The organism is Streptomyces alboflavus (assembly GCF_000716675.1).
In the GTDB taxonomy this organism is placed as follows: Bacteria; Actinomycetota; Actinomycetes; order Streptomycetales; family Streptomycetaceae; genus Streptomyces; species Streptomyces alboflavus.
Window position 1 is genome coordinate 23,621 of the sequence record NZ_JNXT01000064.1, and the last position, 21,972, is coordinate 45,592.

At 72.3% G+C, this 21,972-nt stretch carries 19 protein-coding genes and 1 pseudogene; 10 read left to right on the forward strand and 10 right to left on the reverse strand.

Annotated features, from left to right (window positions below):
• The first annotated feature begins 41 nt into the window (after positions 1-41).
• Together OO63_RS34650 and OO63_RS34655 are read left to right on the forward strand one after the other, a co-directional pair.
• The gene (locus OO63_RS34650) at positions 42-1,379 is read left to right on the forward strand and encodes a hemolysin family protein (RefSeq protein ID WP_030358724.1); all 1,338 of its coding nucleotides are present in this window, start codon (positions 42-44) and stop codon (positions 1,377-1,379) included.
• On the forward strand, positions 1,376-2,389 hold the full coding sequence (locus OO63_RS34655) for a hemolysin family protein (RefSeq protein WP_030358723.1): 1,014 nt from the start codon (positions 1,376-1,378) through the stop codon (positions 2,387-2,389). Before OO63_RS34650 ends, OO63_RS34655 begins: the two co-directional genes overlap by 4 nt.
• A gap of 48 nt (positions 2,390-2,437) precedes the next feature.
• Here the strand turns inward: OO63_RS34655 and OO63_RS34660 are convergent, their stop codons facing one another.
• Positions 2,438-2,686 (reverse strand): holin, encoded by a 249-nt coding sequence (locus OO63_RS34660; RefSeq protein WP_030358722.1) that lies wholly within the window; start codon positions 2,684-2,686, stop codon positions 2,438-2,440.
• Between the two features lie 46 nt (positions 2,687-2,732).
• Positions 2,733-3,818 (reverse strand): LysR family transcriptional regulator, encoded by a 1,086-nt coding sequence (locus OO63_RS34665; RefSeq protein WP_051811456.1) that lies wholly within the window; start codon positions 3,816-3,818, stop codon positions 2,733-2,735.
• A gap of 70 nt (positions 3,819-3,888) precedes the next feature.
• Between OO63_RS34665 and OO63_RS34670 the strand changes: the two genes are divergently transcribed.
• Both OO63_RS34670 and OO63_RS34675 read left to right on the forward strand, forming a co-directional pair.
• Positions 3,889-4,614, forward strand: coding sequence for a maleylpyruvate isomerase family mycothiol-dependent enzyme (locus tag OO63_RS34670; protein WP_078619542.1), 726 nt, complete (start codon positions 3,889-3,891; stop codon positions 4,612-4,614).
• Positions 4,615-4,672: 58 nt separating this feature from the next.
• The gene (locus OO63_RS34675; RefSeq protein WP_030358719.1) at positions 4,673-5,518 is read left to right on the forward strand and encodes an SGNH/GDSL hydrolase family protein; all 846 of its coding nucleotides are present in this window, start codon (positions 4,673-4,675) and stop codon (positions 5,516-5,518) included.
• A 19-nt stretch (positions 5,519-5,537) separates the two neighbouring features.
• Here the strand turns inward: OO63_RS34675 and OO63_RS34680 are convergent, their stop codons facing one another.
• From OO63_RS34680 to OO63_RS34695, 4 genes are all read right to left on the reverse strand, one after another.
• Positions 5,538-5,969: an SRPBCC family protein gene (locus OO63_RS34680; protein ID WP_051811457.1), complete on the reverse strand. Its 432-nt coding sequence runs from the start codon at positions 5,967-5,969 to the stop codon at positions 5,538-5,540.
• Complete coding sequence (locus OO63_RS34685) at positions 5,966-7,402, reverse strand: carotenoid oxygenase family protein (RefSeq protein WP_063750493.1); 1,437 nt, start codon at positions 7,400-7,402, stop codon at positions 5,966-5,968. Before OO63_RS34685 ends, OO63_RS34680 begins: the two co-directional genes overlap by 4 nt.
• Positions 7,399-8,721: an MFS transporter gene (locus OO63_RS34690; RefSeq protein ID WP_234311183.1), complete on the reverse strand. Its 1,323-nt coding sequence runs from the start codon at positions 8,719-8,721 to the stop codon at positions 7,399-7,401. The genes OO63_RS34685 and OO63_RS34690 overlap by 4 nt, the downstream gene beginning before the upstream one ends.
• A 241-nt stretch (positions 8,722-8,962) precedes the next feature.
• Positions 8,963-9,529, reverse strand: a complete 567-nt coding sequence (locus OO63_RS34695) for a TetR/AcrR family transcriptional regulator (RefSeq protein ID WP_030358715.1) — start codon at positions 9,527-9,529, stop codon at positions 8,963-8,965.
• Positions 9,530-9,734: 205 nt separating this feature from the next.
• On the opposite strand from OO63_RS34695, the gene purB reads away from it, so the two are divergent.
• Positions 9,735-11,177, forward strand: a complete 1,443-nt coding sequence (gene purB / locus OO63_RS34700) for an adenylosuccinate lyase (protein ID WP_030358714.1) — start codon at positions 9,735-9,737, stop codon at positions 11,175-11,177.
• 74 nt (positions 11,178-11,251) lie between these two features.
• On the opposite strand, the gene OO63_RS34705 is transcribed toward purB, so the two are convergent.
• Positions 11,252-12,061: a DedA family protein gene (locus tag OO63_RS34705; RefSeq protein ID WP_234311182.1), complete on the reverse strand. Its 810-nt coding sequence runs from the start codon at positions 12,059-12,061 to the stop codon at positions 11,252-11,254.
• Between the two features lie 156 nt (positions 12,062-12,217).
• On the opposite strand from OO63_RS34705, the gene OO63_RS34710 reads away from it, so the two are divergent.
• Both OO63_RS34710 and OO63_RS34715 read left to right on the forward strand, forming a co-directional pair.
• Complete coding sequence (locus OO63_RS34710) at positions 12,218-13,369, forward strand: sensor histidine kinase (protein WP_030358712.1); 1,152 nt, start codon at positions 12,218-12,220, stop codon at positions 13,367-13,369.
• Complete coding sequence (locus tag OO63_RS34715; protein WP_030358711.1) at positions 13,360-14,004, forward strand: response regulator; 645 nt, start codon at positions 13,360-13,362, stop codon at positions 14,002-14,004. The genes OO63_RS34710 and OO63_RS34715 overlap by 10 nt, the downstream gene beginning before the upstream one ends.
• A gap of 81 nt (positions 14,005-14,085) precedes the next feature.
• Here OO63_RS34715 and lysA read toward each other — a convergent pair whose 3' ends face one another.
• Positions 14,086-15,456: a diaminopimelate decarboxylase gene (lysA, locus tag OO63_RS34720; protein WP_030358710.1), complete on the reverse strand. Its 1,371-nt coding sequence runs from the start codon at positions 15,454-15,456 to the stop codon at positions 14,086-14,088.
• A 333-nt stretch (positions 15,457-15,789) separates the two neighbouring features.
• Positions 15,790-16,626 (reverse strand): SAV_915 family protein, encoded by an 837-nt coding sequence (locus OO63_RS47625; protein ID WP_346009349.1) that lies wholly within the window; start codon positions 16,624-16,626, stop codon positions 15,790-15,792.
• A 210-nt stretch (positions 16,627-16,836) separates the two neighbouring features.
• On the opposite strand from OO63_RS47625, the pseudogene OO63_RS47135 reads away from it, so the two are divergent.
• Positions 16,837-16,932: pseudogene (locus tag OO63_RS47135) on the forward strand (endonuclease/exonuclease/phosphatase family protein); the annotation flags it as partial.
• A 130-nt stretch (positions 16,933-17,062) separates the two neighbouring features.
• Here OO63_RS47135 and OO63_RS34725 read toward each other — a convergent pair.
• On the reverse strand, positions 17,063-17,746 hold the full coding sequence (locus OO63_RS34725) for a response regulator (protein WP_030358709.1): 684 nt from the start codon (positions 17,744-17,746) through the stop codon (positions 17,063-17,065).
• A 655-nt stretch (positions 17,747-18,401) separates the two neighbouring features.
• Between OO63_RS34725 and kdpB the strand changes: the two genes are divergently transcribed.
• Positions 18,402-20,564: a potassium-transporting ATPase subunit KdpB gene (gene kdpB / locus OO63_RS34730; protein WP_030358708.1), complete on the forward strand. Its 2,163-nt coding sequence runs from the start codon at positions 18,402-18,404 to the stop codon at positions 20,562-20,564.
• A 327-nt stretch (positions 20,565-20,891) separates the two neighbouring features.
• Positions 20,892-21,701 (forward strand): SDR family NAD(P)-dependent oxidoreductase, encoded by an 810-nt coding sequence (locus tag OO63_RS34735; RefSeq protein WP_030358707.1) that lies wholly within the window; start codon positions 20,892-20,894, stop codon positions 21,699-21,701.
• Positions 21,702-21,972: the final 271 nt, after the last annotated feature.

Below are 21,972 nucleotides of genomic sequence, written 5' to 3' on the forward strand. Positions count from 1 at the left end.
TTCACCACCTCCCTGGCCGATCATGGGACGGAGGTGACCCGATGACTGAAGTGCTCCTGCTCCTCGTGGCGGTGCTGCTCTCGCTGGCCTGCGGAATCTTCGTGGCGGCGGAGTTCTCGCTCACGACCGTCGAGCGCAGCGACCTGGAGCGCGCCGTCGAACGCGGCGAGCGCGGCGCGGCCAGCGCCCTCAAGGCCGTCAAGAACCTCACCTTCGAGCTCTCGGGCGCGCAGCTCGGCATCACCGTGACCGGCCTGGTCGTCGGCATGCTCGCGAAACCGGCCATCGGCGACCTCATCGAGGGCCCGCTGAACGCCGCCGGCATCCCCGACTCGGCGTCCTCCACCGTCGCCCTCGTCCTCGGCACCGCCCTGTCGACCGTCTTCCTGATGGTCGTCGGCGAGCTGGTGCCGAAGAACTGGGCGATCTCGTCGCCGCTGCCCATCGCCAAGCGGGTCGCGACGCCCCAGCGCGTGTTCAGCGCCACGTTCCGCCCCTTCATCCGGCACCTGAACAACACCGCGAACCGCGCGGTGCGCCGCTTCGGCCTGGAGCCCACCGAGGAGCTGGCCTCCGCGCGCGGCCCCAAGGAGCTACTCGCCCTGGCCCGGCACTCCGCGAAGGAGGGCGCCCTGGAGGCGGAGACCGCCGAGCGGTTCATGCGCACGCTGAACCTGGCCGACCTCACCGCGGAGAACGTGATGACGCCGCGCGTCCAGGTCGTCGCCCTGGACGTGGCCGCCACCTGCGAGGACGTCGCCAACGCAACCCGCGCGACGGGCCTGTCCCGGTTCCCGGTCTACCGCGGCAACCTCGACTCGGTCGTCGGCGTCGTGCACATCAAGAACGTCCTGGCCGTGCCCGCCGAGCTGCGGGCGCGCCGCCCCGTGAGCGAGCTGATGCGCGAGCCCCTGCTCGTACCGGAGTCGCTGACCGTGGACCGGCTCCTGGACCGGCTCTCGGGCCGGCGCACCATGGCCGTGGTCATCGACGAGTACGGCGGCACGGCCGGGGTCGCGACCCTGGAGGACATCGTCGAGGAAGTCGTCGGCGAGGTGCACGACGAGCACGACCCGCACGAGACGCCCGACCTGGCCCCGGCCGGGACCGACGAGGACGGCAGGACGCTGTACTCGGCCGACGGCGCGGCCCGCACCGACCAGCTCGCCCGCGTGGGCCTGCGGGTGCCCGAGGGACCGTACGAGACGCTCGCCGGCCTGATCGCCACCGAGCTGGGCCGCATTCCCGCCGTGGGCGACGGCGTCGAGGTCGCAGGCTGGCACCTGGACGTCGTGGACGCCGCAGGCCGCCGCGCCGCACGCGTGCTGCTGCACGCCCCCGCCAAGACCGCCACCGACGAACCGGAGGAGGACCGATGACCGTCATCCAGCTGCTGATCGGCCTCGCGACGCTCGTCGTCAACGCCTTCTTCGTGGGCGCCGAGTTCGCCCTGATCTCCGTGCGCCGCAGCCAGATCGAGCCGTACGCGGAGGACGGCGACCGGCGCGCCAAGAGCGTGATGTGGGGCCTCAAGCACGTGTCCGCGCTGATGGCGGCCGCGCAGCTCGGCATCACGCTGTGCACCCTGGTGCTCGGTGTGGTCGCCGAGCCCGCGATCGCACACCTCCTGGAGCCGCTGTTCGACGCGGTGGGCGTGCCGCACGGCCTGGTCCACCCGATCTCGTTCGTCATCGCCCTGGCCGTGGCGACGTATCTGCACATGCTGCTCGGCGAGATGATCCCCAAGAACATCGCGCTCGCCGAGCCGGTGCGCAGCGCCCTGCTGCTCGGGCCGCCCCTGGTGGCCTGCGCCCGGGCCGTACGCCCGGTGGTGTTCACGATCAACGCGTTCGCCAACGCGATCCTGAAGCTGCTGCGGGTCGAGACGAAGGACGAGGTCGCGGCGACGTTCTCGGACGCCGAGCTGGCCCGCCTCGTGCAGGACTCCAGCGACGCGGGCCTGATCGACGACCGCGCGCAGGAGCGTCTGCACGACGCCCTCGAACTGGGCCGCCGCGCGGTGCGGGACGTGGTGCTTCCGCTGGAGCGCGTGGTCTACGCGCGCGTGGGCGTCACCCCCGAACAGCTGGAGCAGCTGTCGTCGCAGACCGGCTTCTCGCGTTTCCCCGTCGTCGACGAGGGGCGGCGCATCGTCGGCTACCTCCATGTGAAGGACGCCCTCGACGTGTCCCCGCGCGACCTGCCGTTCCGGGTGCCGGACATGCGGGCCATCGCCCGGGTGCGCGAGACCACGTCGCTCAACGACGTCCTGACGGCCATGCGGGGCAGCCGCACCCATGTGGCGGCCGTCCTCGGCGAGGACGGCAGGCTGGCGGGAATGGTCACCATGGAGGACGTGCTGCGGGAGCTGTTCGGCCAGCCCGCATGACTCCTGGGGGAGGCGTCGCCGACGACGCCTCCCCCACGGCGCGGCCCGTCAGAGGACGGCCTTGTGTCCCCGGCCTTCCGGGACCTCGGTGAGACCGGGTCCTGGCGGGCCGACCTTCACGGAGCCGAGCGCGGTCAGGACGGCGAGCAGCGCGGCCATCCCCGCGGTGCCGAGCGCCGCGCCCCACGCCACGTCCAGGAGGTTCGTCGCCCCCGCGACGAGAACGGCGGCGAGTGCCTGAGCGAAGGTGCGCACGGCACGCTCGGCGGTGGCTTTCCAGAAGGCAGCGGTCCACATGACGGACCCCTCTCCGGTCGTGAGGAGCCGTTCTGTGAGTCCTCAACTACCGCCATGTTCGCGGTGGTCGGGGAGGCGCGTCGAGGGTGGGGGCGACTCGGACACGAGGTGCGGAGCGGCTCGGATCCGGGGGTGCTTCCGCGCGTACGGGCAGTGCGGCCAGCAAGCGCGTCAGGAACGCGCGGGCCGCGGGCCCCGCCGGGCCGTCCGTGCGCCAGGCGAGGCCGATCCGCCCGCGCGGGCAGGGCTCCTCGAAACCGATCACCCGCAGGCCACGCGCCGCGGCGATCCGCGCGCCCGGCGCCGGGAAGACGGCCACGCCGAGGCCACGTACCGCGAGCTGGACCAGCAACTGCGGCGAGGCCGCCTCAAAGGCGACCTGCGGCGTGAACCCCGCCCGCGTACAGGCACGTTCGAGCACGGCGCGAAGGCCCGTGCCGCGCGGGAGGCTGATCAGGGGGCAGTCGGCGAGGGCCGTCAGGGGGACGACCCCGTCGGGCGTGTCCGCATCGCCGCTGCCCTCACCCTCGCCCCCGCTCCTGCTCCTGCTCCCGCGCCCGTTGCCGTCGTCCGGCGGCGGCACGGCCCGCGCCACCAGCGGGTCGTCCGGTGCCACCAGCGCCGCCAGGGGTTCGTCGACCACGACCTGCCAACTGACGCCCTGCGGCGGGGTGTCGTCGGCGAGACCGGCCAGGGCGATGTCGAGCCGGCCCTCGCGCACGGCGGCCAGCATCCGGTCCGAGGTGTCCTCGGTGAGCGCCATCTCGACGTGCGGGTGCGCGTCGTGGAAGTCGGCGAGGACCGACGCGACGTCGTACTCGTGCGTGGCGGCGCCCGACACGAGGCCGATGGTGACGCGCCCCCGCAGCAGCCCGGTGAACTCGTCGGCGGTCTGCCGTATCCCGTCGACGGCGGCGAGCGCCGCCCGCGCGTACGGCAGGACGGCCGCGCCCGCCTCCGTCACGGTCACCGACCGGCCCGAGCGGTCCAGGAGCCGCTGCCCCAACTCCCGTTCCAGCTGCCGGATCTGGGCACTCACGCCCGGCTGCGCCACGTGCAGCACGGCGGCCGCACGCGTGAAGTTGGCCTCCTCCACGACCGTGAGGAAGTACCGGAGCTGGCGAAGTTCCATAACGCGGAATGCTAGCCACGAGACGTACTGGCTCTTGGACTTATGACGGCAACGAGCCGATCTTGGCTTCATGGGGAACGCACAGGGGAACTCACAGGAAAACTCGCCAGGGCCTTCGCAGGGACATGCGCGGAGGAACTCGCCGGCCGCACCGGACACCTCCACCCGCCGCATCCGCAGCGCCATCGCCGCCGAACGCCGTGACCTGGCCGACCTGCTCGACGGCCTGGAACCCGCCCAGTGGGACGCGCCGTCGCTGTGCGCGGGCTGGCGCGTGCGCGAGGTCGCCGCCCATATGTCGCTCGGCTTCCGCTGTTCCCTCCCCCGCGTCCTGTGGGAGCTGCTCAGGGCGGGCGGAAGCCTGCACCGCATGACGGACCGCCGGGCCCGCGCCGACGCCGCGGCGTTCTCCGCGCGCGACCTCGCCGCCTTCCTGCGGGACCACGCGGACCACCCGTGGACCCCGCCGGTCGGCGGCTTCGCGAGCGCGCTCGGCCACGACGTCGTGCACGGGCTCGACATCACCGTGCCGCTCGGCCTCACCCGCCGCGTACCGGAGGACCGCCTCCGCATCCTCCTGGACCACGTCACACCGAAGTCCGCGAAGTTCTTCGGCGCCGACCTCACCGGCCTGGAGCTGCGGGCCGACGACACCGACTGGTCCTTCGGGTCGGGGTCGCCGCTGTCCGGTGCCGCGCAGGACCTGCTGCTCGTGGCGTACGGGCGGCGGGTGCCCGCGGGGCGGCTGCGGGGCGAGCGGGCGGAACGCTTCACGGTGGCCGGGCAGGCGCACTGACCGGGGGCCCGGGTGGGCCCGCGCGGACGTGGGTGCCCCGGGATACCATCGCATCGCCATGCAGATCAATCCGCGCTACACGAGCCTCGTCGCCGTCGGCGACTCCTTCACCGAGGGCATGTCCGACCTGCTGCCCGACGGCAGCTACCGCGGCTGGGCCGACGTACTGGCCGAGCGGCTCGCGACCCGCACCCCGGGCTTCCGGTACGCCAACCTCGCGGTGCGCGGCAAGCTCATCGGGCAGATCGCCGCGGACCAGGCGCCGATGGCGGCCGCGCTCGGCGCCGACGTGATCACCCTGGTCGGCGGTCTCAACGACACACTGCGGCCCAAGTGCGACATGGGGCGGGTGCGCGGCCTCCTGGAGCAGGCGGTGGAGACCCTCGCCCCGGCGTGCAAGCAGCTGGTCCTGATGCGCAGCCCCGGCCGCCAGGGCCCGGTCCTCGAACGGTTCCGCCCGCGGATGGAGGAGCTGTTCGCCCACGTCGACGACCTCGCGGCACGGCACGGGGCGCTCGTGGTCGACCTGTACGGCTCCCGGACGCTCGGCGACCAGCGGATGTGGGACGTGGACCGGCTGCACCTGACGGCCGAAGGGCACCGCCGGGTCGCCGAGGCGGTCTGGCAGACGCTCGGCCACGGGCAGGAGGACGATTGGAACAGCCCGCTGCCGCCGGCCGTCCCCGCGGCCTGGGCGACCCGCCGCGTCGACGACGTCCGCTTCGCCCGGCAGTACCTCGGCCCGTGGATCGGCCGCCGCCTCACCGGCCGCTCGTCCGGCGACGGCCGCTCGGGCGCCCAGGTGGACCCGGTGACGGGACGCGCGTTCTGGGTGACGCCCGACGACCCGGCGGCGCCGGGGCCCGTACAGACGTGGCGGCGCGTGGAGCCGGACGCGGGCTGACCGCGCGCGTCCACCCGCCCTAAAGCCTTGCTGCCCCGCCCGCCTCCACCGCGTCCTTCAGCTCCGCCAGCCAGTCGACCAGGGACTGGGCGAGCAGCGCCCGCATCCCCTCGGGGTCGGCGTCGACCGGCGCGCCGGTCCAGTACTCCTCGGTGACCACCGACGTGCCGCCGTCGGGCGTCGGCGCGAAGGTCCAGCGGTGCATGCCGTCGATGCCGGAGGTGGGGCCGCCCCAGGTGAGGGAGCGTTCCTCGTCGACGGCCACGACCGTGGACGTGATGTCGAGGCCGTGCGTGAGCCAGGTGAAGGACATGCCGACCTCCAACTCGCCCGACGTCTCGGCCCGTTCGATGCCGCTGTGCCACAGGGGCCAGGCGGCGATGTCGGTGTGCAGCCGCCAGACGGTCTCGACGGGAGCGGCGACGGTGATCTCGTGACGGGTGCTGATCACGCCGCACCGCCTTCGGTGGACAGGGCGTCGGCGTCCACGGCTCCGTCTGCGGCTGCGCCCGCGTCGGCGTCGGCGTCGGCGTCGGCGTCGGCGTCGGCGTCGGCGATCCAGGAGCCGTGGATTCCGCTCGGCACCCGGCGCGGCAGCTCGACGACGGCGAGCGGCCCGGTGCCGGGCGCGGAGGCGTCGATGACGAGCAGCTGCGAGGCGTCCTCGGCGCGGTCGCTCACCACGGTGAGCAGATAGCCCTCGTCCTCGCCGGTGGCGCCCTCGGCCGGTACGAAGACGGCCTCGCCGGGCATCCGGCCCCGGCCCATGGGGACGAGCTCACGGCTGCCCGCGGTGAGGTCGTGTTTGACGATCGCGTACTCGTCGAGGTCCGGTCCCGGGAAGGCCACGGCGTAGCTGTAGCGGTGGAAGCGGCCCGTCACGTCCTCGTTGACGGTGGGGAACTCGGTGGTGAGGTCGTCCACGGGCTCCTCGACGGCCGTGCCCGTGGCCGGGTCGAGTGTCCACCGGTGGCCGACCGCGCCGACCATGGGCTGCGGCGCGTGGCCGGGCGCGCCGATCCAGAACTTCCAGGTCTGCTCCCACGCGCCGCGGTCGTAGCGCGGACCGGTCAGGACGACACGGCCGCGTTCGTCCTCGTACGCGTTGGCGACGTGCAGGAGCACGCCGGGCTCCACCTCGAACCAGCGCACCGTCGCGGGCCCGGTGCGCGGCATCACGCCGATGCGCGGCGTGTACGTGTCGCTCCAGCGGTACGGGATGCCGGAGTGCTCCTCGGCGTTGAAGACGACGGGCAGGTCCAGCCACACCACGTACCGCTCGGTGATCCCGAAGTCGTGCATCAGGGACGGCCCGGCGCCCTCGACGACCTCGCTGCGCACGATCTCGCCCTTGGCGTCGGCCACGTAGTACGTCAGGTGCGGCGGGAACGGCCCGTACCCGAAGAAGTGCAGTTCGCCGGTCGCGGGGTCGGTCTTCGGGTGCGCCGTCATCGCCGTCTTCAGGCGGCCGCCGAAGTCGTGGGCCCCGACGGTGTCCAGCTCGGGCGTCAGCTCGTAGGGGAGGTTGGCCTCCTGGAGGGCGAGGATGCGGCCGGCGTGCTCGATGACGTGGGTGGCGGCGTCGCTGGCGCGGAGGTTCGGGACGCCGTCGGCGCCCAGGTAGGGCACGCCGTCGAGGGCCGGGGTGTGCACCCAGCGGTTGCGGTACCACTCGGCGCGGCCGTCGCGCAGCCGGACGCCGTGGATCATTCCGCTGCCCTTGAACCAGTGCGTGGGGGTGATGCCGGGCTTGGGGTTGTGGCCGTTGCGGAAGTAGCGGCCGTTCAGCTCGGGCGGGAGGGTGCCGTGCACGGTCAGGCCGTGCGCGGTGGTCTCGTCGGTGACGGGGGTGTAGTGGCCGGTGAGGTAGGGCTTCTTGGTCATGACGGGTTCCTCCTGGTGCGGTCGGTGGAGCCGGTGAGGGTGGTCAGTGCCGCGGCCGTGGTGAGCAGGGCGATGAGGGCCGTGGTGGCGAACGCGGTGCGGTGGTCCCCCGCCGTGGGGGCGAGGGCGGTGAGCAGGGCGAGGCCGAGGGCGCCGCCGGTCTGCCGGGTGGTGTTGACGAGGCCGCCCGCGAGCCCGGAGTCGGCGGCCGGTACCCCGTCGGTGGCCAGCGTGGTGAGCCGGACGAACGCGACGCCGAGCCCCGCGCCGACCAGGACCGAGGGGCCGAGCAGGTCGACGGCGAAGGTACCGTCGGTCCTGGCCAGGGCGAGCAGGGTGAGGGCGGCGAGGGCGGCGCCGAGGCCCGCGCGGTCGGGCAGGCGGGGGGCGAGGGTGGACGCGACGACGACGGTCAGCGCGAGCGGGAGCTGGGTGAGGCCCGCCGCGAGGGCGCTGTATCCGAGCACTTGTTGCTGGTACAGCGGCAGGAAGTAGAAGAGTCCGACCCACACGGCGCCGAGCAGCGTCATGGCGAGGTTGGCCGCCGCCACCCGTCCGGTGCGGAGCAGGCGTGGCGGTACGAGCGGGGTTGTGGTCCGGCGCTGGCGGTCGGCGAACGCGGCCAGGAGCGCGAGGCCCGCCACGGCGGCGAGCGGCTGCCCGGCGGTGAGGGCGTAGACGAGCGCCGTCAGGCCTGTGGTCGAGGCGATCGCACCGACGAGGTCGAGGCCGCCGCCCGTCGGCCGGTCGGCGGGGACCAGCAGGAGGGTCGCTCCGAGCGAGGTGACGGCGATCGGCACGACGACGAGGAACACCGCCCGCCAGCCGTACCACTCGGTGAGTACGCCACCCAGGATCACCCCGGCTGCGCCGCCCGCCCCAGAGACCGCACCCCACACGCCGAGCGCCGCTCCGCGCGTCAGGCCGCCACCCTGGGGTTTCGCGCCCGGCGGGAAGATCAACAGGACCAGCGCGAGCGCGGCGGGCGCGAGGAGCGCGGCGCCTACGCCCTGGGCCGCGCGGGCGGCGATCAGCGCGCCGGCGTTCGGCGCGAGGCCGGCGGCGAGCGAGGCGAGCGCGAACACGGTCGTCCCCGCCGCGAACATCCGCCGCCGCCCGCAAAGATCCGCGAACCGGCCACCGGGCAGCAACAACGCTCCGAACGCGAGCACATAGGCATTGACCACCCACGACAGCGCCCCGGACGACAGCCCGAGCCCTCCGGAGACGGCGGGCAGCGCCACATTCACGATGGACGTACTGAGCACGACGACGAACTGAGCCGTCGCGAGCGCCACCAGAGCGGGGCCTTGCTCCACCCCGGACGCCCGGGTCGGCCGGGGCGCCCGCCCCACCCCTCCTGTCCGCCGCTGTCCCCTCACGATGACACCCCCACGTCCCTGATCCCGAAAGCACGTCCCTGATCCCGAAAGATAGAGTGGTCAACCACTCACACTTTGCCCCGAAAGAAAGGCCACGCATACGTGGCCTTTCGCGCGGCGACACCCACGCGGCAACACCGCGCAGACGCTACGGCCGCTCAGTCATGCCTGATGCCCGTCAGTAATGCCTGATGCCCGCCAGCAGCGTCCTCGTCCACGGCGCGTCCACTTCCATCGCCCCGATCGAGACCGCCACATTGCACAGGAATCCCCTGGCGAAGAACTCCTGCACCTCGTCGTCCCGCGCACCGGACGCGGATCGCACATACTCCACGAGGCGTGCGTACATCCCCTGTACCGCCTCCCTGATCTCCGGCTCACTGACCGCACAGTTGGCGTGCATCAGCACTTTCAGCAGGTCCTCGCGGTCCGCGATCAGGCGGGCGTACTCGTCCCCCATCGCGTACAGCACCTCCGCCGGATCCGCGCTCCCCACCTTCGCGACCGACTCGCCGAGCCGCTCACGGATCAGCCGCGAGACGTCCTCGACCACGGCCACGAACAGCGCCTGCTTGTCGGGGAACAGCCGGTACAGATACGACTGCGAGATCCCGGCACCCTTGGCGACCTCCGTCGTGGACGTCCCGTAGTACCCGCGCCCCGCGAACACCTTCGCCGCGGTGGCCAGCACCTCACCTCTGCGCGCCTCCGCCGTGGACAGCTGCCGCGCCTTCGTCGTACCCATGTGAGTAATAGACCACTCACACCCGCATCTCGTCAACCCTTTCCTCGACCACGCCCGCCAGACGCACCCAGGCCACGCTCCACCCGCCCTCGGGTCGCGCCCAGTCACCTTCTCCCTCCCGACCTCTCCCACCCACTCCTTGTAGCTTCCGACGACGGCAGCCATGGCGCTGGCCTGCAGAAACCGCCAGCTAGAATGGCCGACTGTGACTGCCGCGCCTGCAAAGCCCCGTATCCCGAACGTCCTCGCCGGGCGTTACGCCTCCACCGAGCTCGCCCTGCTCTGGTCGCCCGAGCAGAAGGTGAAGCTGGAGCGCCGCCTCTGGCTCGCTGTCCTGCGTGCGCAGAAGGACCTCGGCATCGATGTGCCGGACACCGCGATCGGGGACTACGAGCGCGTGCTCGACCAGGTCGACCTGGCCTCCATCGCCGAGCGCGAGAAGGTCACGCGCCACGACGTGAAGGCCCGCATCGAGGAGTTCAACGCCCTCGCCGGTCACGAGCACGTCCACAAGGGCATGACCTCGCGCGACCTCACCGAGAACGTCGAGCAGCTACAGATCCGGCTCTCCCTCGAGCTGGTCCGCTCCCGCACGGTCGCCGTCCTCGCCCGCCTCGGCCGCCTCTCCGGTGAGTACGCCGAGCTGGTCATGGCCGGCCGCTCCCACAACGTCGCCGCCCAGGCCACCACCCTCGGCAAGCGCTTCGCCACCGCCGCCGACGAACTGCTCGTCGCCCACCGCCGCCTGGACGACCTCCTCGGTCGCTACCCGCTGCGCGGCATCAAGGGCCCCGTCGGCACCGCCCAGGACATGCTCGACCTGCTCGGCGGCGACGCCGAGAAGCTCACCGAGCTGGAAGGCCGCATCGCCACCCACCTCGGCTTCGACCGCGCCTTCACCTCCGTCGGCCAGGTCTACCCCCGCTCTCTCGACTACGAGGTCGTGACGGCGCTCGTCCAGCTCGCCGCCGCCCCGTCCTCCCTGGCGAAGACCATCCGTCTGATGGCCGGGCACGAGCTGGTCACCGAGGGCTTCAAGCCCGGCCAGGTCGGCTCGTCCGCGATGCCGCACAAGATGAACACCCGCTCCTGCGAGCGCGTCAACGGCCTCACCGTCATCCTGCGCGGCTACGCCTCCATGACCGCCGAGCTGGCCGGCGACCAGTGGAACGAGGGCGACGTCTCCTGCTCGGTCGTGCGCCGCGTGGCCCTGCCCGACGCGTTCTTCGCGCTGGACGGCCTCCTGGAGACCTTCCTGACGGTCCTCGACGAGTTCGGCGCGTTCCCCGCCGTCGTCGCCCGGGAACTGGACCGCTACCTGCCGTTCCTCGCCACGACCAAGGTGCTCATGGCGTCGGTGCGGGCCGGTGTCGGCCGCGAGGAGGCCCACGAGGCGATCAAGGAGAACGCCGTCGCCTCCGCGCTCGCCATGCGTGAGCAGGGCGCCGAGCGCAACGAACTCCTGGACAAGCTCGCCGCGGACTCCCGCATCCCGCTGGATCGCGCCCAGCTGGACGAGCTGATGGCCGACAAGCTCTCGTTCACGGGCGCCGCCAGCGACCAAGTCGCCGCGGTCATCGCCCAGATCGAGGCGGTCGTCAAGGAGCACCCCGAGGCTGCGGCCTACACGCCGGGGTCGATTCTCTGAGGTTTCCCGGCTCTGAGGCTTTCCCGCTCTCGGAACCTTGCTCGCGCGGGCCGTGGCTCGCGCACTCGGTGGGGTTAGCCCCTCGCCCGGTGCGCGCCGCGGCCCGCCTTGCGTATGCGGACCACCACGAACGCGATCACGGCCAGGGCGACCACGCCGAGGACCCCCTTCGAGTACAGCCCGACGGCATCCGTGACTTCGTGCCAGCGGGAGCCGAGGCCGTAGCCCAGCAGGACGAACACGCTGTTCCACAGCAGGCTGCCGAGGGTCGTCAGGCCCAGGAACAGGGGCAACGGCATCCGTTCTATACCTGCCGGTATCGAGATCATGCTGCGGAAGATCGGGATCATGCGGCCGAAGAACACGGCCTTCGTGCCGTGCCGTTCGAACCACGCCTCCGTTTTCTCTATGTCCGCCGTCTTCACCAGCGGAAGTCGTGCCGCGATGGCGACGGTGCGGTCACGACCGAGCAGCGCCCCCACCCAGTACAGCGCGAGCGCCCCGACGACGGAGCCGACCGTGGTCCACAGCAGCGCAGCGAGCAGGCTGAACTTGCCCTGGCTCGCCGCGAACCCGGCGAGCGGCAGGATCACCTCGCTGGGCAGCGGCGGGAACAGGTTCTCCAGCGCGATCGCCACTCCGGCGCCGATCGCGCCGAGGGAGTCCATGAGGTCGGCGGCCCAGCCCGCTATACCGCCCGCGGGGGCGTCGGCGGGCGCGGCCGCGAATATGGCGGAGCGGACGGACCGAGCGGGCCCGGACGCGGCCGAGGACACGGTCGGGGACGAGACCGTGGCCGCGGTCGCGGACGAAACCGTGGCCGAGGCCGCTGCCGCGGCGGATTCGTACGCGGCGCCGAGAGTGTGCGAAGCGGTGAGGATCATGTCTTCGACGGTACGAAACCCGCAGGCCACGGCGGTATGGGGGCGGCCGCACAGATGCGCTGCGGACCGCCGCAGACCCTCCCTGCGGACTGCCGCAGCCAGGTTTGCGGTTTTCCGCAGTCCGCTCGACTCGCCGCTCGGCTAGCGTCATTGATCATGCGAAACTTTCTCGCCCGCCGACTACGCGTCGCCGCCGGGGTCCTGCTCGGATCCCTCAGCGCCGTCGCCGAGTTGGCCATGACGCTCGCGTCCGGGCTGTGGCTGCTCGTCACGCTCGGGCGGTCCGCCGACGACCGCCGCGGCGAGACACAGATACTCGCGGTCGCCCGCTGGTGGGCCGAGGTGCAGCGCCGTCGAATGGCCCGCTGGTACGACACCGGCACCGCGGATCTGGCTGCGCCGCTGACCGGCATGCCCGCCTTGTCCTATGTGGCCACGCGCTGGACGGTGGGGCTGCTGGGCGGCGTCGTGCTGCTGGCCGCCGCGATCGGCGCCGGCTATGCGTCCCTGCTGGTGTGGGGCTGGTTCCTGGTCGATCTAGACCGGTGGCCGCTGGTCATCGCGCCCGCCACGTTCGGCGGTCTCTTCCTGCTCTTCCTGTGCATACAGGGCGTGCACGCGGTGGCGCTGATGGACGAGCAGCTCATACGCCACTTCCTCGGCCCCAGCGACCGCCAGACCCTGGAGCGCCGCATCGGCGAGCTGGCGAAGAGCCGGGCGGGCGTCGTGGAGGCCGTCCACGACGAGCGGCGACGCATCGAGCGGGACCTGCACGACGGCGTCCAACAGCGCCTGGTCGCGCTCGGCATGCTGCTCGGCCGGGCCCGCCGCACCCCGGACCCGGAGAAGTCGTCGGAGCTGCTGCGCCAGGCCCACGAGGAGTCGCAGCAGGCGCTGGTGGAGCTCAGGGAGGTGGCGTGGCGGGTGTATCCGGCGGCGCTCGACGAGGGCGGGCTCGCCGCCGCGCTCGAAACGGTCGCCGAGCGGGCCGCGATACCCGTACGACTCTCCTGCGAGCTGCGGGACACCCCGCCGCCGACAGCCCAGGCGGTCGCCTACTTCGTCGCCGCCGAAGCCGTGACGAACGCGGTCAAGCACTCCGGCGCCGAGCAGGTCACCGTGCGGGCCGACCGAACCGGTGAGGTGCTGCGACTGCGGGTCGAGGACGACGGCCGGGGCGGGGCCGACGCCTCCGGCAGCGGGCTGCTCGGCCTGAGCCGCAGGATCGCGGCGCTCGACGGTACGTTGTCGGTGGCCAGCCCGGCCGGAGGCCCCACGATCATCACAGCGGAGCTGCCATGCGCGTAATACTCGCCGACGACTCGACGCTGCTGCGTGAGGGCCTGACCCGGCTGCTCGTCGAAGAGGGGCACGAGGTGACGGCGTCCGTGGGGGACGCGGAGGCCCTGCTGGAAGCGATAGCCGCCGATCCGCCGGACGCCGCCGTGGTGGATGTGCGGATGCCGCCGACGCACACCGACGAGGGACTCCGGGCCGCGCTGGAGATCCGCAAGAACTGGCCGGGCACGGGTGTCCTGGTGCTGTCGCAGTACGTCGAACGGCGTTACGCCACGGACCTGCTGACCACCGCGACGGAGGGGGTCGGATATCTGCTCAAGGACCGGGTCGTGCAGGTCGACGAGTTCCTGGACGCGCTCGACCGCGTGGGCTCGGGTCGGACGGCCTTCGACCCGGAGGTCGTACGTCAGTTGCTGACGTACAGCCGCCAGGTGGACCCGTTGCAGCGGCTCACCGATCGGGAGCGGGAGGTCATCGCCATGATGGCGCAGGGGCATACGAACGCGGCCATCGCGGACGAGTTGCACGTCTCGCAGAGCGCCGTCGAGAAGTATGTGAACGCCATCTTCGACAAGTTGGAGCTGACCGACGTCACGGGCTACAGCCGCCGTGTGCTGGCGATCCTGCGCTTTCTCGGCACGTGACGCCGACGGGGCGGGTGCGTCGGCCACGGGGCCGGTGCCCCGGCCGCGCCGCCGTCCGGCCTTGAGAGCGCAGGACCGCGACTAGAGGCCGACGTCCCGGCTGCGGAAGTCCTCCAGGGACTCGCGCCGCACGAGGAGTCGGGCGTGGCCGTCGGCGACGGCGACCACCGGGGGCCGGCCGACGAGGTTGTAGCCGGAGGCCATCGACAGGTGGTAGGCGCCGACGACGGGGACGGCGAGGAGGTCCCCGGGTCGGGTGTCGGCCGGGAGTTGGATGTCGGCGGCGAGCACGTCACCGGCCTCGCAGTGTCGGCCGACGACGGTCACGGGTGCGGGCGCGGCGGTGGAGCGGCGGCCGATGAGGCGCGGCAGATAGCGCACGCCGTACAGCGCGGGCCGCGGGTTGTCGCTCATGCCGCCGTCGACGGCGACGAAGGTGCGGTCGCCGGTGCGCTTGACCGACAGGACTCGGTAGAGGGCGACGCCCGCAGGGCCCGCGATGGCGCGTCCGGGTTCGACGATCAGGCGGGGTACGGCGAGCCCGGCGGCGGCGCAGCTCTCGGTGAGTTCGGCGCGGACCTTGCGGGCGAGGGTGGTGATGTCGAGGGCGTCCTCGCCGGGGCGGTAGGCGATGCCGTGGCCGCCGCCGAGGTCGAGTTCGGGGAGCGTGAGGCCGTGGTGGTCCTTGATGCGGGCCATCAGCCCGACGAGGCGGCGCACGGCGCAGAGGAACGGCTTGTCGGAGGTGATCTGGGAGCCCAAGTGGCAGTGCAGGCCGACCAGTTCGAGGCCGGGCTGGTCGAGGATGCGGGCGATGGCGTGCTGGGCGGAGCCGTCGGTGATGGACAGGCCGAACTTCTGGTCGTCCGTGCCCGTCTGGATCTTGCTGTGGCCGCCCGCGGCGATGCCGGGGACGACGCGGACCAGGACCTTCTGGCGGCTGCCGGGTGGTACAGCCGCGGCGAGGCGAGCGATCTCCGAGGCGCTGTCGATGACGATGCGTCCGACGCCGAGGCGCAGGGCGGTGCGCAGGTCCTCGGGGCTCTTGGCGTTGCCGTGCAGGACGATGCGGGCGGCGGGGAAACCGGTGGTGACGGCCAGTTCGAGTTCGCCGGCGGAGCAGACGTCGAGGCCGAGGCCCTCCTCCTCGACCCAGTGCGCCATGGCACGGCACAGGAACGCCTTGGCCGCGTACAGGACGTCGGTGTCGGGGAAGGCGTGGAGATAGGTGCGGCAGCGCTCGCGCACGTCGGCCTCGTCGAGGAGGTAGGCCGGGGTGCCGAAGCGGTCGGCGATCTCGGTGAGCGGTACGCCGCCGACGGCCAGTTCTCCGTGCGCGAGCCGCAGGGTGGAGAGCGGCCACACGGTCAGGTCGTCGGCCGCGGCCAGGCGCGGGGCGTCGACGGCGGCCGGGGGGTGGCCGGGTGTCGCGGGGATGTCCGCAAGGGTCATGGCTGTCTTCTCTTTTCGCCTCGTCGTCTTCACGTCGTTGTCTTCACGTCGTCCTCTTCACGTCGCCCTCGTCGCGGGCACCGGGTGCTCTTGGTGCGGGCGCTAGTCGTGCTCGGCTCGCGTATCGGTGGCTCACGCCCGTCAGGCTGTCGACTCACGCGCCGTCGGGCTTTCCGCTCACGCCCGGCGGGCTGCCCCGTCGCAGCGGTCGCACTCGGCCGAGTTGTCCGGTCACGCCCGGCGGGGCGGCCCCGTCGCAGCCGGTCGCACTCGGCCGAGTTGTCCCGTCACGCCCGGCGGGGCGGCCCTCTCGCAGCCGGTCGAGCTGTTCGGTCAAGCCCGGCGGGACTGTCCAGTCACACCTGGCGGAAGTCTCCGGTCGCGCCAGGCGAGAGCCTCCAGTCGCACCCGGCGGAACTCTCTGGTCGCGCCCCGTAGAGCTGCCCGGCGCCGCGGGCGAATCCGGCGCCTGCGGTGCGCTGCTCTCCGTGGCCCCTGGTTGCCCGCACGGGCTACCAGATCCCGGTGCCCAGCTCGTGGGTGCCCGGCTCGTGGGTGCCCGGCTCGTGGGCACCCAGTTCCCGCGCCCCCAGCACACGGCACGCCGCAGCGTTCGTTCAGCCGCTCCAGGCCGTCAGCGCGCCCGCGAGCACCGCCGTTCCGGTGACGCGCAGCGCTCCGACGGCCTGGGGGTCCCGGTCCCGCCAGCGGGAGACACGCGCGGCGGTGCCCGCGGAGGCGGCGACGGGCCAGGGCGCGGCGGGCGTGAGCCGTGGCGCGGACGAGGCGGATGAGCCGGACAGGGCGGACGGGGCGGGCAGGGCTGGGGGGCGCCGGGGAGCCCGGGGTGTGGTCGGTGGTGGAGGTGCGGCCCCTGGGTGCCGAGCCGGGCGTGAGGCGGGGGTCGACGGTGACCCGGGGAACGCCGAGCGGTTCGGTGAGCGCGCGCAGGGCGGGTTCGGAGAGCCGGATCCAGGGCTGCCGGGCGCCGAGTTCGTCGGTGAGGCGTTGTGGTGTCGTGAAGGCGACGGCCGTGCGGCCGCCGACCGGGGTGCGGAACAGGCGGGCGACACAGCCCGCGGGTCCCGGCCGGACGGGAACGAACAGCGGTCCGGCCGGGCCGCGTTCGGAAGGCTCGGGGTCTTCTCCACACACCAGCTGCTGCGTCATGGGATTCCTCCTTGAGGAGCCTCGGCAGGCCCTCGTAGGGTTGGGCGGTCGCCGTGGACCCGGCGGAGAGCACCGGGCACACAGTGACGGTATGCCCGGCACAGGGTGTCAACCGACCGGAACTGACGAGCCGTTGACGGTGATTCCGCGCACGCTGACACTCTGCTGACGCGTGGCCCGGCTCGGAGACCCGGACGAGTGGGGACGTACGTGCGCATAGTGACGTGGAATGTGTGGTGGCGCTTCGGGCCCTGGGAGCAGCGGCGCAAGGCGATTCTCGCGGTGCTGCGCGAGCTGCGGCCGGACGGTGGCGGACACGCGGGGCAGCGGGACGGTGGCGGACCCGCGCGACAGCGGCCCCCCGGCCGACACCGCCTCGTAGGCCCGACCGCAGCAGCGTCACCGGCCCCACTCCACGCGCCCGCGGCGGCCACCCCTACCCCTCGAACCGATACCCCATCCCCGGCGCGGTGATCAGATGCCGCGGATGCGCCGGATCGGGCTCCAGCTTGCGGCGCAGCTGGGCCATGTAGACGCGCAGGTAGTTGGTCCGCGTGCTGTGCGAGGGACCCCACACCTCGCCGAGCAGTTGCTGCTGGCTGACCAGGCGGCCGCGGTGGCGCACCAGGACCTCCAGGAGGTGCCACTCGGTGGGGGTGAGGCGCACGGCGCGGCCGTCCCGTAAGGCCTTCTTGGCGAGCAGGTCGAGGGTGAAGCCCTCGGTCTCGACGAGGGCGGCGGCCTCGCCGCGCTCCACGGAGCGGGTTCTGCGGGCGGCGGCCCGCAACCGGGCGAGGAGTTCGTCCATGCTGAACGGTTTGGTGATGTAGTCGTCGGCGCCCGCGTCGAGCGCCGCGACCTTCTCGTCGGAGGCCTGGCGGGCGGACACGACGAGGATGGGCGCGCGGCTGAAGCCCCGCAACCAGCGCACCACGTCGATGCCGTCCATGTCGGGCAGCCCGAGATCAAGGAGGACCACGTCCGGCGGACGCGCCACGGCCAGACGCTGGGCCGTGCCCCCGTCGACCGCCGCGTCCACCTCGTACTTGCGTGCCTTCAGATTGATCTCCAGAGCCCGTACGAGCTGTGGGTCGTCCTCGACCACCAGCACCCGGGTCATCGGTGTGCCGCCTCCTGAAAGTGCGTGCGGGCCGGGCCCACAAGATTGTGCGGTCCTCTGAAGCAAAGCGCCCACCAGCGGGTTCGCCGTCTCTCTTGACGTCTCTCATACGGCGTCCTGGACACCGTTGACGCCTCTCTTACGTGTGGGCCATGACTCGTCCACGGGGTCACCGCGGACCGCGGACGGGCCGACGCCCTTCGTCCGACGGGCAGTTGGGGACGTCCGGCCCGCGACGGGCAGTTGGGGACGCCCGGCCCGCGGCCCCCCCTCTGAGCCGCGGGTCGGGACGTCCCTCTGGACGGACGACCGGATCCTGATGTGTGGCGGGCACAGCCCGGGCCCCCGCATCTGGACTGTGCGTACGGCCGGCGGTGATCGTCACGCGACCTCCGGCCGCACCTCACGGACTCGTTCGCCGTTCCCCCGTGGTGATCAGTCTTGGGTCCGCCGCGGCGCTTCCCGGTTTTGTTGACGCCCTCCTTATGCGTCACCAGGCCTTCTTGACGCAGGCTTGACGGATGGTCGTGAGGGCCTGTCAGGGGGACGTAAATTCCCTGCTGCGAAGGTGATTTGGTGAGGTGGGGGCCGCTAGCTTCCTCTCCGCACGGCCGCGCTCCGTGGCCGCTCCCCCACCAGAAAGTCACCTTCACCGATGCTTCCCGCCGCCCCGCAGCAGGCTCCCCCGGCGCCCGAGAGCCAGTCGTCCGGGCGCAGTCCCGAGAGCCGTCACGGCCACCGGCGCGTCCGCCCCGGCGGCCTCGTCGATCCCGTGCAGGTCCTGAAGTCGTTCCCCGACGCGCTGCACAAGCTGCGCCCGCGGGCGCTGGTCAAGAACCCCGTGCTGTTCGTGGTGGGCTGCGGCGCGGTGATCACGACGGGGACCGCGGTGTTCGAACCGTCGGTGTTCTCGTGGCTCATCAGCGTCTGGCTGTGGCTGACCCTCGTCTTCGCCAACCTCGCGGAGGCGGTGGCGGAGGGCCGGGGCAAGGCGCAGGCGCTCGCGCTGCGCAGGGCGCGCACGGACACGGTCGCCCTGCGGCTGCGGCACAACTGGCGGGTGGGCACGGACCTGCGGGACGCGGACACCGAGGCGGTGGCCGCGACCGAGCTGCGGCCCTTCGACTTCGTCCTGGTCGAGGCGGGCGAGCTGATCCCGGCCGACGGCGACGTGGTCGACGGGGTCGCGGCGGTCGACGAGTCCGCGGTCACGGGTGAGTCGGCGCCGGTCATCCGGGAGTCGGGCGGTGACCGCAGCGGTGTCACGGGCGGTACGACGGTGCTGTCCGACCGGATCGTCGTCCGGGTGACGTCGCGCGCCGGGCACTCCTTCCTGGACCGGATGATCTCCCTCGTCGAGGGCGCGTCCCGGCAGAAGACGCCGAACGAGATAGCCCTCAACATCCTGCTCGCGGCGCTCACCATCGTGTTCGTGCTGGTCGTCGTGAGCCTGCAGTCGATGGCTTCGTACGCGGACGCGGCGCAGCCCACGACCGTGCTCGTCGCGCTCCTCGTGACGCTGATCCCGACGACGATCGGCGCGCTCCTCTCCGCCATCGGCATCGCGGGCATGGACCGCCTCGTGCAGCGCAACGTGCTCGCCATGTCAGGCCGCGCCGTCGAGGCCGCGGGCGACGTGAACACGCTGCTGCTCGACAAGACCGGCACCATCACCCTCGGCAACCGCGAGGCGGACGCCTTCATGCCGCTGCCCGGCGTCGACGAACTGCACCTGGCGGACGCCGCCCAGCTGTCGTCGCTGGCCGACGAGACGCCCGAGGGCCGCTCCATCGTCGTGCACGCCAAGAAGAAGTACGGCCTGCGCGCGCCGGCGCAGGGCGAGCTGGCCCACGCGCAGTTCGTGGAGTTCACCGCGCGGACCCGGATGAGCGGCATCGACCTGCGCTGGGACAACGGCGCCGCCTGCACCATCCGCAAGGGCGCCGCCGCCCAGATCATCACCTGGGTGGAGCTGCGCGGCGGCCAGGTCCCGCCGCAGGCACGGATGTTCGCCGACTCCGTGGCCGCGGCCGGCGGGACTCCGCTGCTTGTCGCCGTGCACGACTGGGACGGGCCGCGGGTGCTCGGCGTGGTCCAGCTCAGGGACGTGGTGAAGGACGGCATCCGGGAGCGGTTCGCCGAACTGCGCCGCATGGGCATCCGCACCGTCATGATCACCGGTGACAACGCGCTCACGGCACGCGCCATCGCCCGGGAGGCGGGCGTGGACGACTTCCTCGCGGAGGCCACGCCCGAGGACAAGCTCACCCTGATCAAGCAGGAGCAGGAGGGCGGCAGGCTGGTCGCGATGACGGGCGACGGCACCAACGACGCGCCCGCGCTCGCGCAGGCCGACGTCGGCGTGGCCATGAACACCGGTACCTCGGCCGCCAAGGAGGCCGGGAACATGGTGGACCTCGACTCCAACCCGACCAAGCTCATCGAGATCGTGGAGATCGGCAAGCAACTCCTCATCACCCGGGGCGCCCTGACGACCTTCTCGATCACCAACGACGTCGCGAAGTACTTCGCGATCATCCCGGCGATGTTCGCGGGGGCCTATCCGGGCCTCGAATCCCTGAACATCATGGGCCTGCACAGCCCCAAGTCGGCGATCACCTCGGCGATCATCTTCAACGCCCTCATCATCGTCGCGCTGATCCCCCTCGCCCTGCGCGGCGTGCGCTACACGCCCGCGTCCGCGCACGATCTGCTGCGGCGCAACCTCGCGGTGTACGGACTCGGCGGGCTCGTGCTGCCCTTCCTCGGCATCAAGCTGATCGACCTGGTGGTGTCGACGATCCCGGGCCTCAGCTGACGCACACCTGGGACCCGCACCCCGAGCCGCGCACCCTGGTGGGAGACCTCGCATCAGGGCCCCGTCAAGGCCTGTGAGCAGCGCTTGAAGCGCAGCTCACAGGCCAGTTAGATGGTCGACGTGAACTGCTTCGTGCGCCATGACGACCGGCCGCCTCATACGGCGGTGCCGGTCTCGCGCCCTGTTCACAGCACGGTGCGCTGACGCCGCACCGCACCCTCCTCCGCCGTGACCGGCGCTCCTGACGAGCGCGCACGGCCCTTTCGTATCGCGTGCCCCAAGCCCCCACCAGGGCTTGCCCGGCATGCCTTCACCACAGGATCAGACATGTCTTCTGCCTCTCTGTCCGGGCGCACCGCGCTCGTCACCGGAGCCACCTCCGGCATCGGCTACGAGACCGCGCGCCTCCTCGCCGAGCGCGGCGTCACCGTGCTCGTGCACGGACGCACCGCCGACGAGGCCCAGGCCGCCGTCGACAGGCTCATCGCCATGGCCGGCGTCGACGCCTCGAAGCTGCGGGCCCTGGGCGCCGACTTCACCCATCTGGAGGAAGTCGAGCAGCTCGCCGAGCGCGTCGTCGCCGAGCACCCGCACCTGGACGTCCTGGTGAACAACGCGGGCATGGCCGCGCCGGAGCGCCACACCATCACGGCCGACGGCAACGAGATCGCCTTCCAGGTGAACTTCCTCGCCCACTTCCTCCTCACGGGCCTCCTCGAGCCGTCCCTCACCAGCGAGCCCGGCGGCCGCGTCGTCAACGTCTCCTCGTCGCTGCACCGCACCGCGTCCATCCAGTGGAGCGACCCCAACCGCGCCCGCCGCTACTCCCGCCTGGCCGCCTACGCCCAGTCGCAGCTCGCCCTCACCGTCTTCGCCGCCGACCCGCGCGTGACCGCCGTGTCCGTGCACCCCGGCGTGTGCGACACCGCGCTCCTGTCGCTGTACGCCAACGAGGGCACGTCGGCCGCCGAGGGCGCCGGGCACGTGGTGCGTCTGTGCGACCCGGCCACCGAGATCGTCAACGGCGCGTACTACGACCGTTCCGAGCGGGTCGAGCCGGCCGCGGCCGCCCTGGAGGACCGCACCGTCAAGCGCCTGAACAAGCTCGCCGCCCTGCTGGTCGGCCACAACTCTTGAAGGGGTCGAACGCCGAGATGTCCAAGCGCGAACGCAAGAAGAGGGCCCGCCGCAAGAAGAAGGCCAACCACGGCGGCAAGGCGGGTCAGGGCTAATCTGCCGCCACACGGTCAGCGGTGCGGACCTCCCGATCCGGAGGACGCACCGCTGATCTCGTGGCATCCCGGCACCGACCCCGCCCCACGCACCGCGCCCGGACGACCGTCGCACCACCCCCTCCAGTCGACCGTCGCACCACCCCCTCCACCAGCCCCCCAACGCCCACCCACCC

Bases quoted from the DNA above. Each gene is read 5' to 3' on its own strand.
- OO63_RS34650 (WP_030358724.1), top strand. From the start codon at position 42: ATGACTGAAGTGCTCCTGCTCCTCGTGGCGGTGCTGCTCTCGCTGGCC.
- OO63_RS34655 (WP_030358723.1), top strand. From the start codon at position 1,376: ATGACCGTCATCCAGCTGCTGATCGGCCTCGCGACGCTCGTCGTCAAC.
- OO63_RS34660 (WP_030358722.1), bottom strand. From the start codon at position 2,686: ATGTGGACCGCTGCCTTCTGGAAAGCCACCGCCGAGCGTGCCGTGCGC.
- OO63_RS34665 (WP_051811456.1), bottom strand. From the start codon at position 3,818: ATGGAACTTCGCCAGCTCCGGTACTTCCTCACGGTCGTGGAGGAGGCC.
- OO63_RS34670 (WP_078619542.1), top strand. From the start codon at position 3,889: ATGGGGAACGCACAGGGGAACTCACAGGAAAACTCGCCAGGGCCTTCG.
- OO63_RS34675 (WP_030358719.1), top strand. From the start codon at position 4,673: ATGCAGATCAATCCGCGCTACACGAGCCTCGTCGCCGTCGGCGACTCC.
- OO63_RS34685 (WP_063750493.1), bottom strand. From the start codon at position 7,402: ATGACCAAGAAGCCCTACCTCACCGGCCACTACACCCCCGTCACCGAC.
- OO63_RS34695 (WP_030358715.1), bottom strand. From the start codon at position 9,529: ATGGGTACGACGAAGGCGCGGCAGCTGTCCACGGCGGAGGCGCGCAGA.
- OO63_RS34705 (WP_234311182.1), bottom strand. From the start codon at position 12,061: ATGATCCTCACCGCTTCGCACACTCTCGGCGCCGCGTACGAATCCGCC.
- OO63_RS34710 (WP_030358712.1), top strand. From the start codon at position 12,218: ATGCGAAACTTTCTCGCCCGCCGACTACGCGTCGCCGCCGGGGTCCTG.
- OO63_RS34715 (WP_030358711.1), top strand. From the start codon at position 13,360: ATGCGCGTAATACTCGCCGACGACTCGACGCTGCTGCGTGAGGGCCTG.
- lysA (WP_030358710.1), bottom strand. From the start codon at position 15,456: ATGACCCTTGCGGACATCCCCGCGACACCCGGCCACCCCCCGGCCGCC.
- OO63_RS47625 (WP_346009349.1), bottom strand. From the start codon at position 16,626: ATGACGCAGCAGCTGGTGTGTGGAGAAGACCCCGAGCCTTCCGAACGC.
- OO63_RS34725 (WP_030358709.1), bottom strand. From the start codon at position 17,746: ATGACCCGGGTGCTGGTGGTCGAGGACGACCCACAGCTCGTACGGGCT.
- kdpB (WP_030358708.1), top strand. From the start codon at position 18,402: ATGCTTCCCGCCGCCCCGCAGCAGGCTCCCCCGGCGCCCGAGAGCCAG.
- OO63_RS34735 (WP_030358707.1), top strand. From the start codon at position 20,892: ATGTCTTCTGCCTCTCTGTCCGGGCGCACCGCGCTCGTCACCGGAGCC.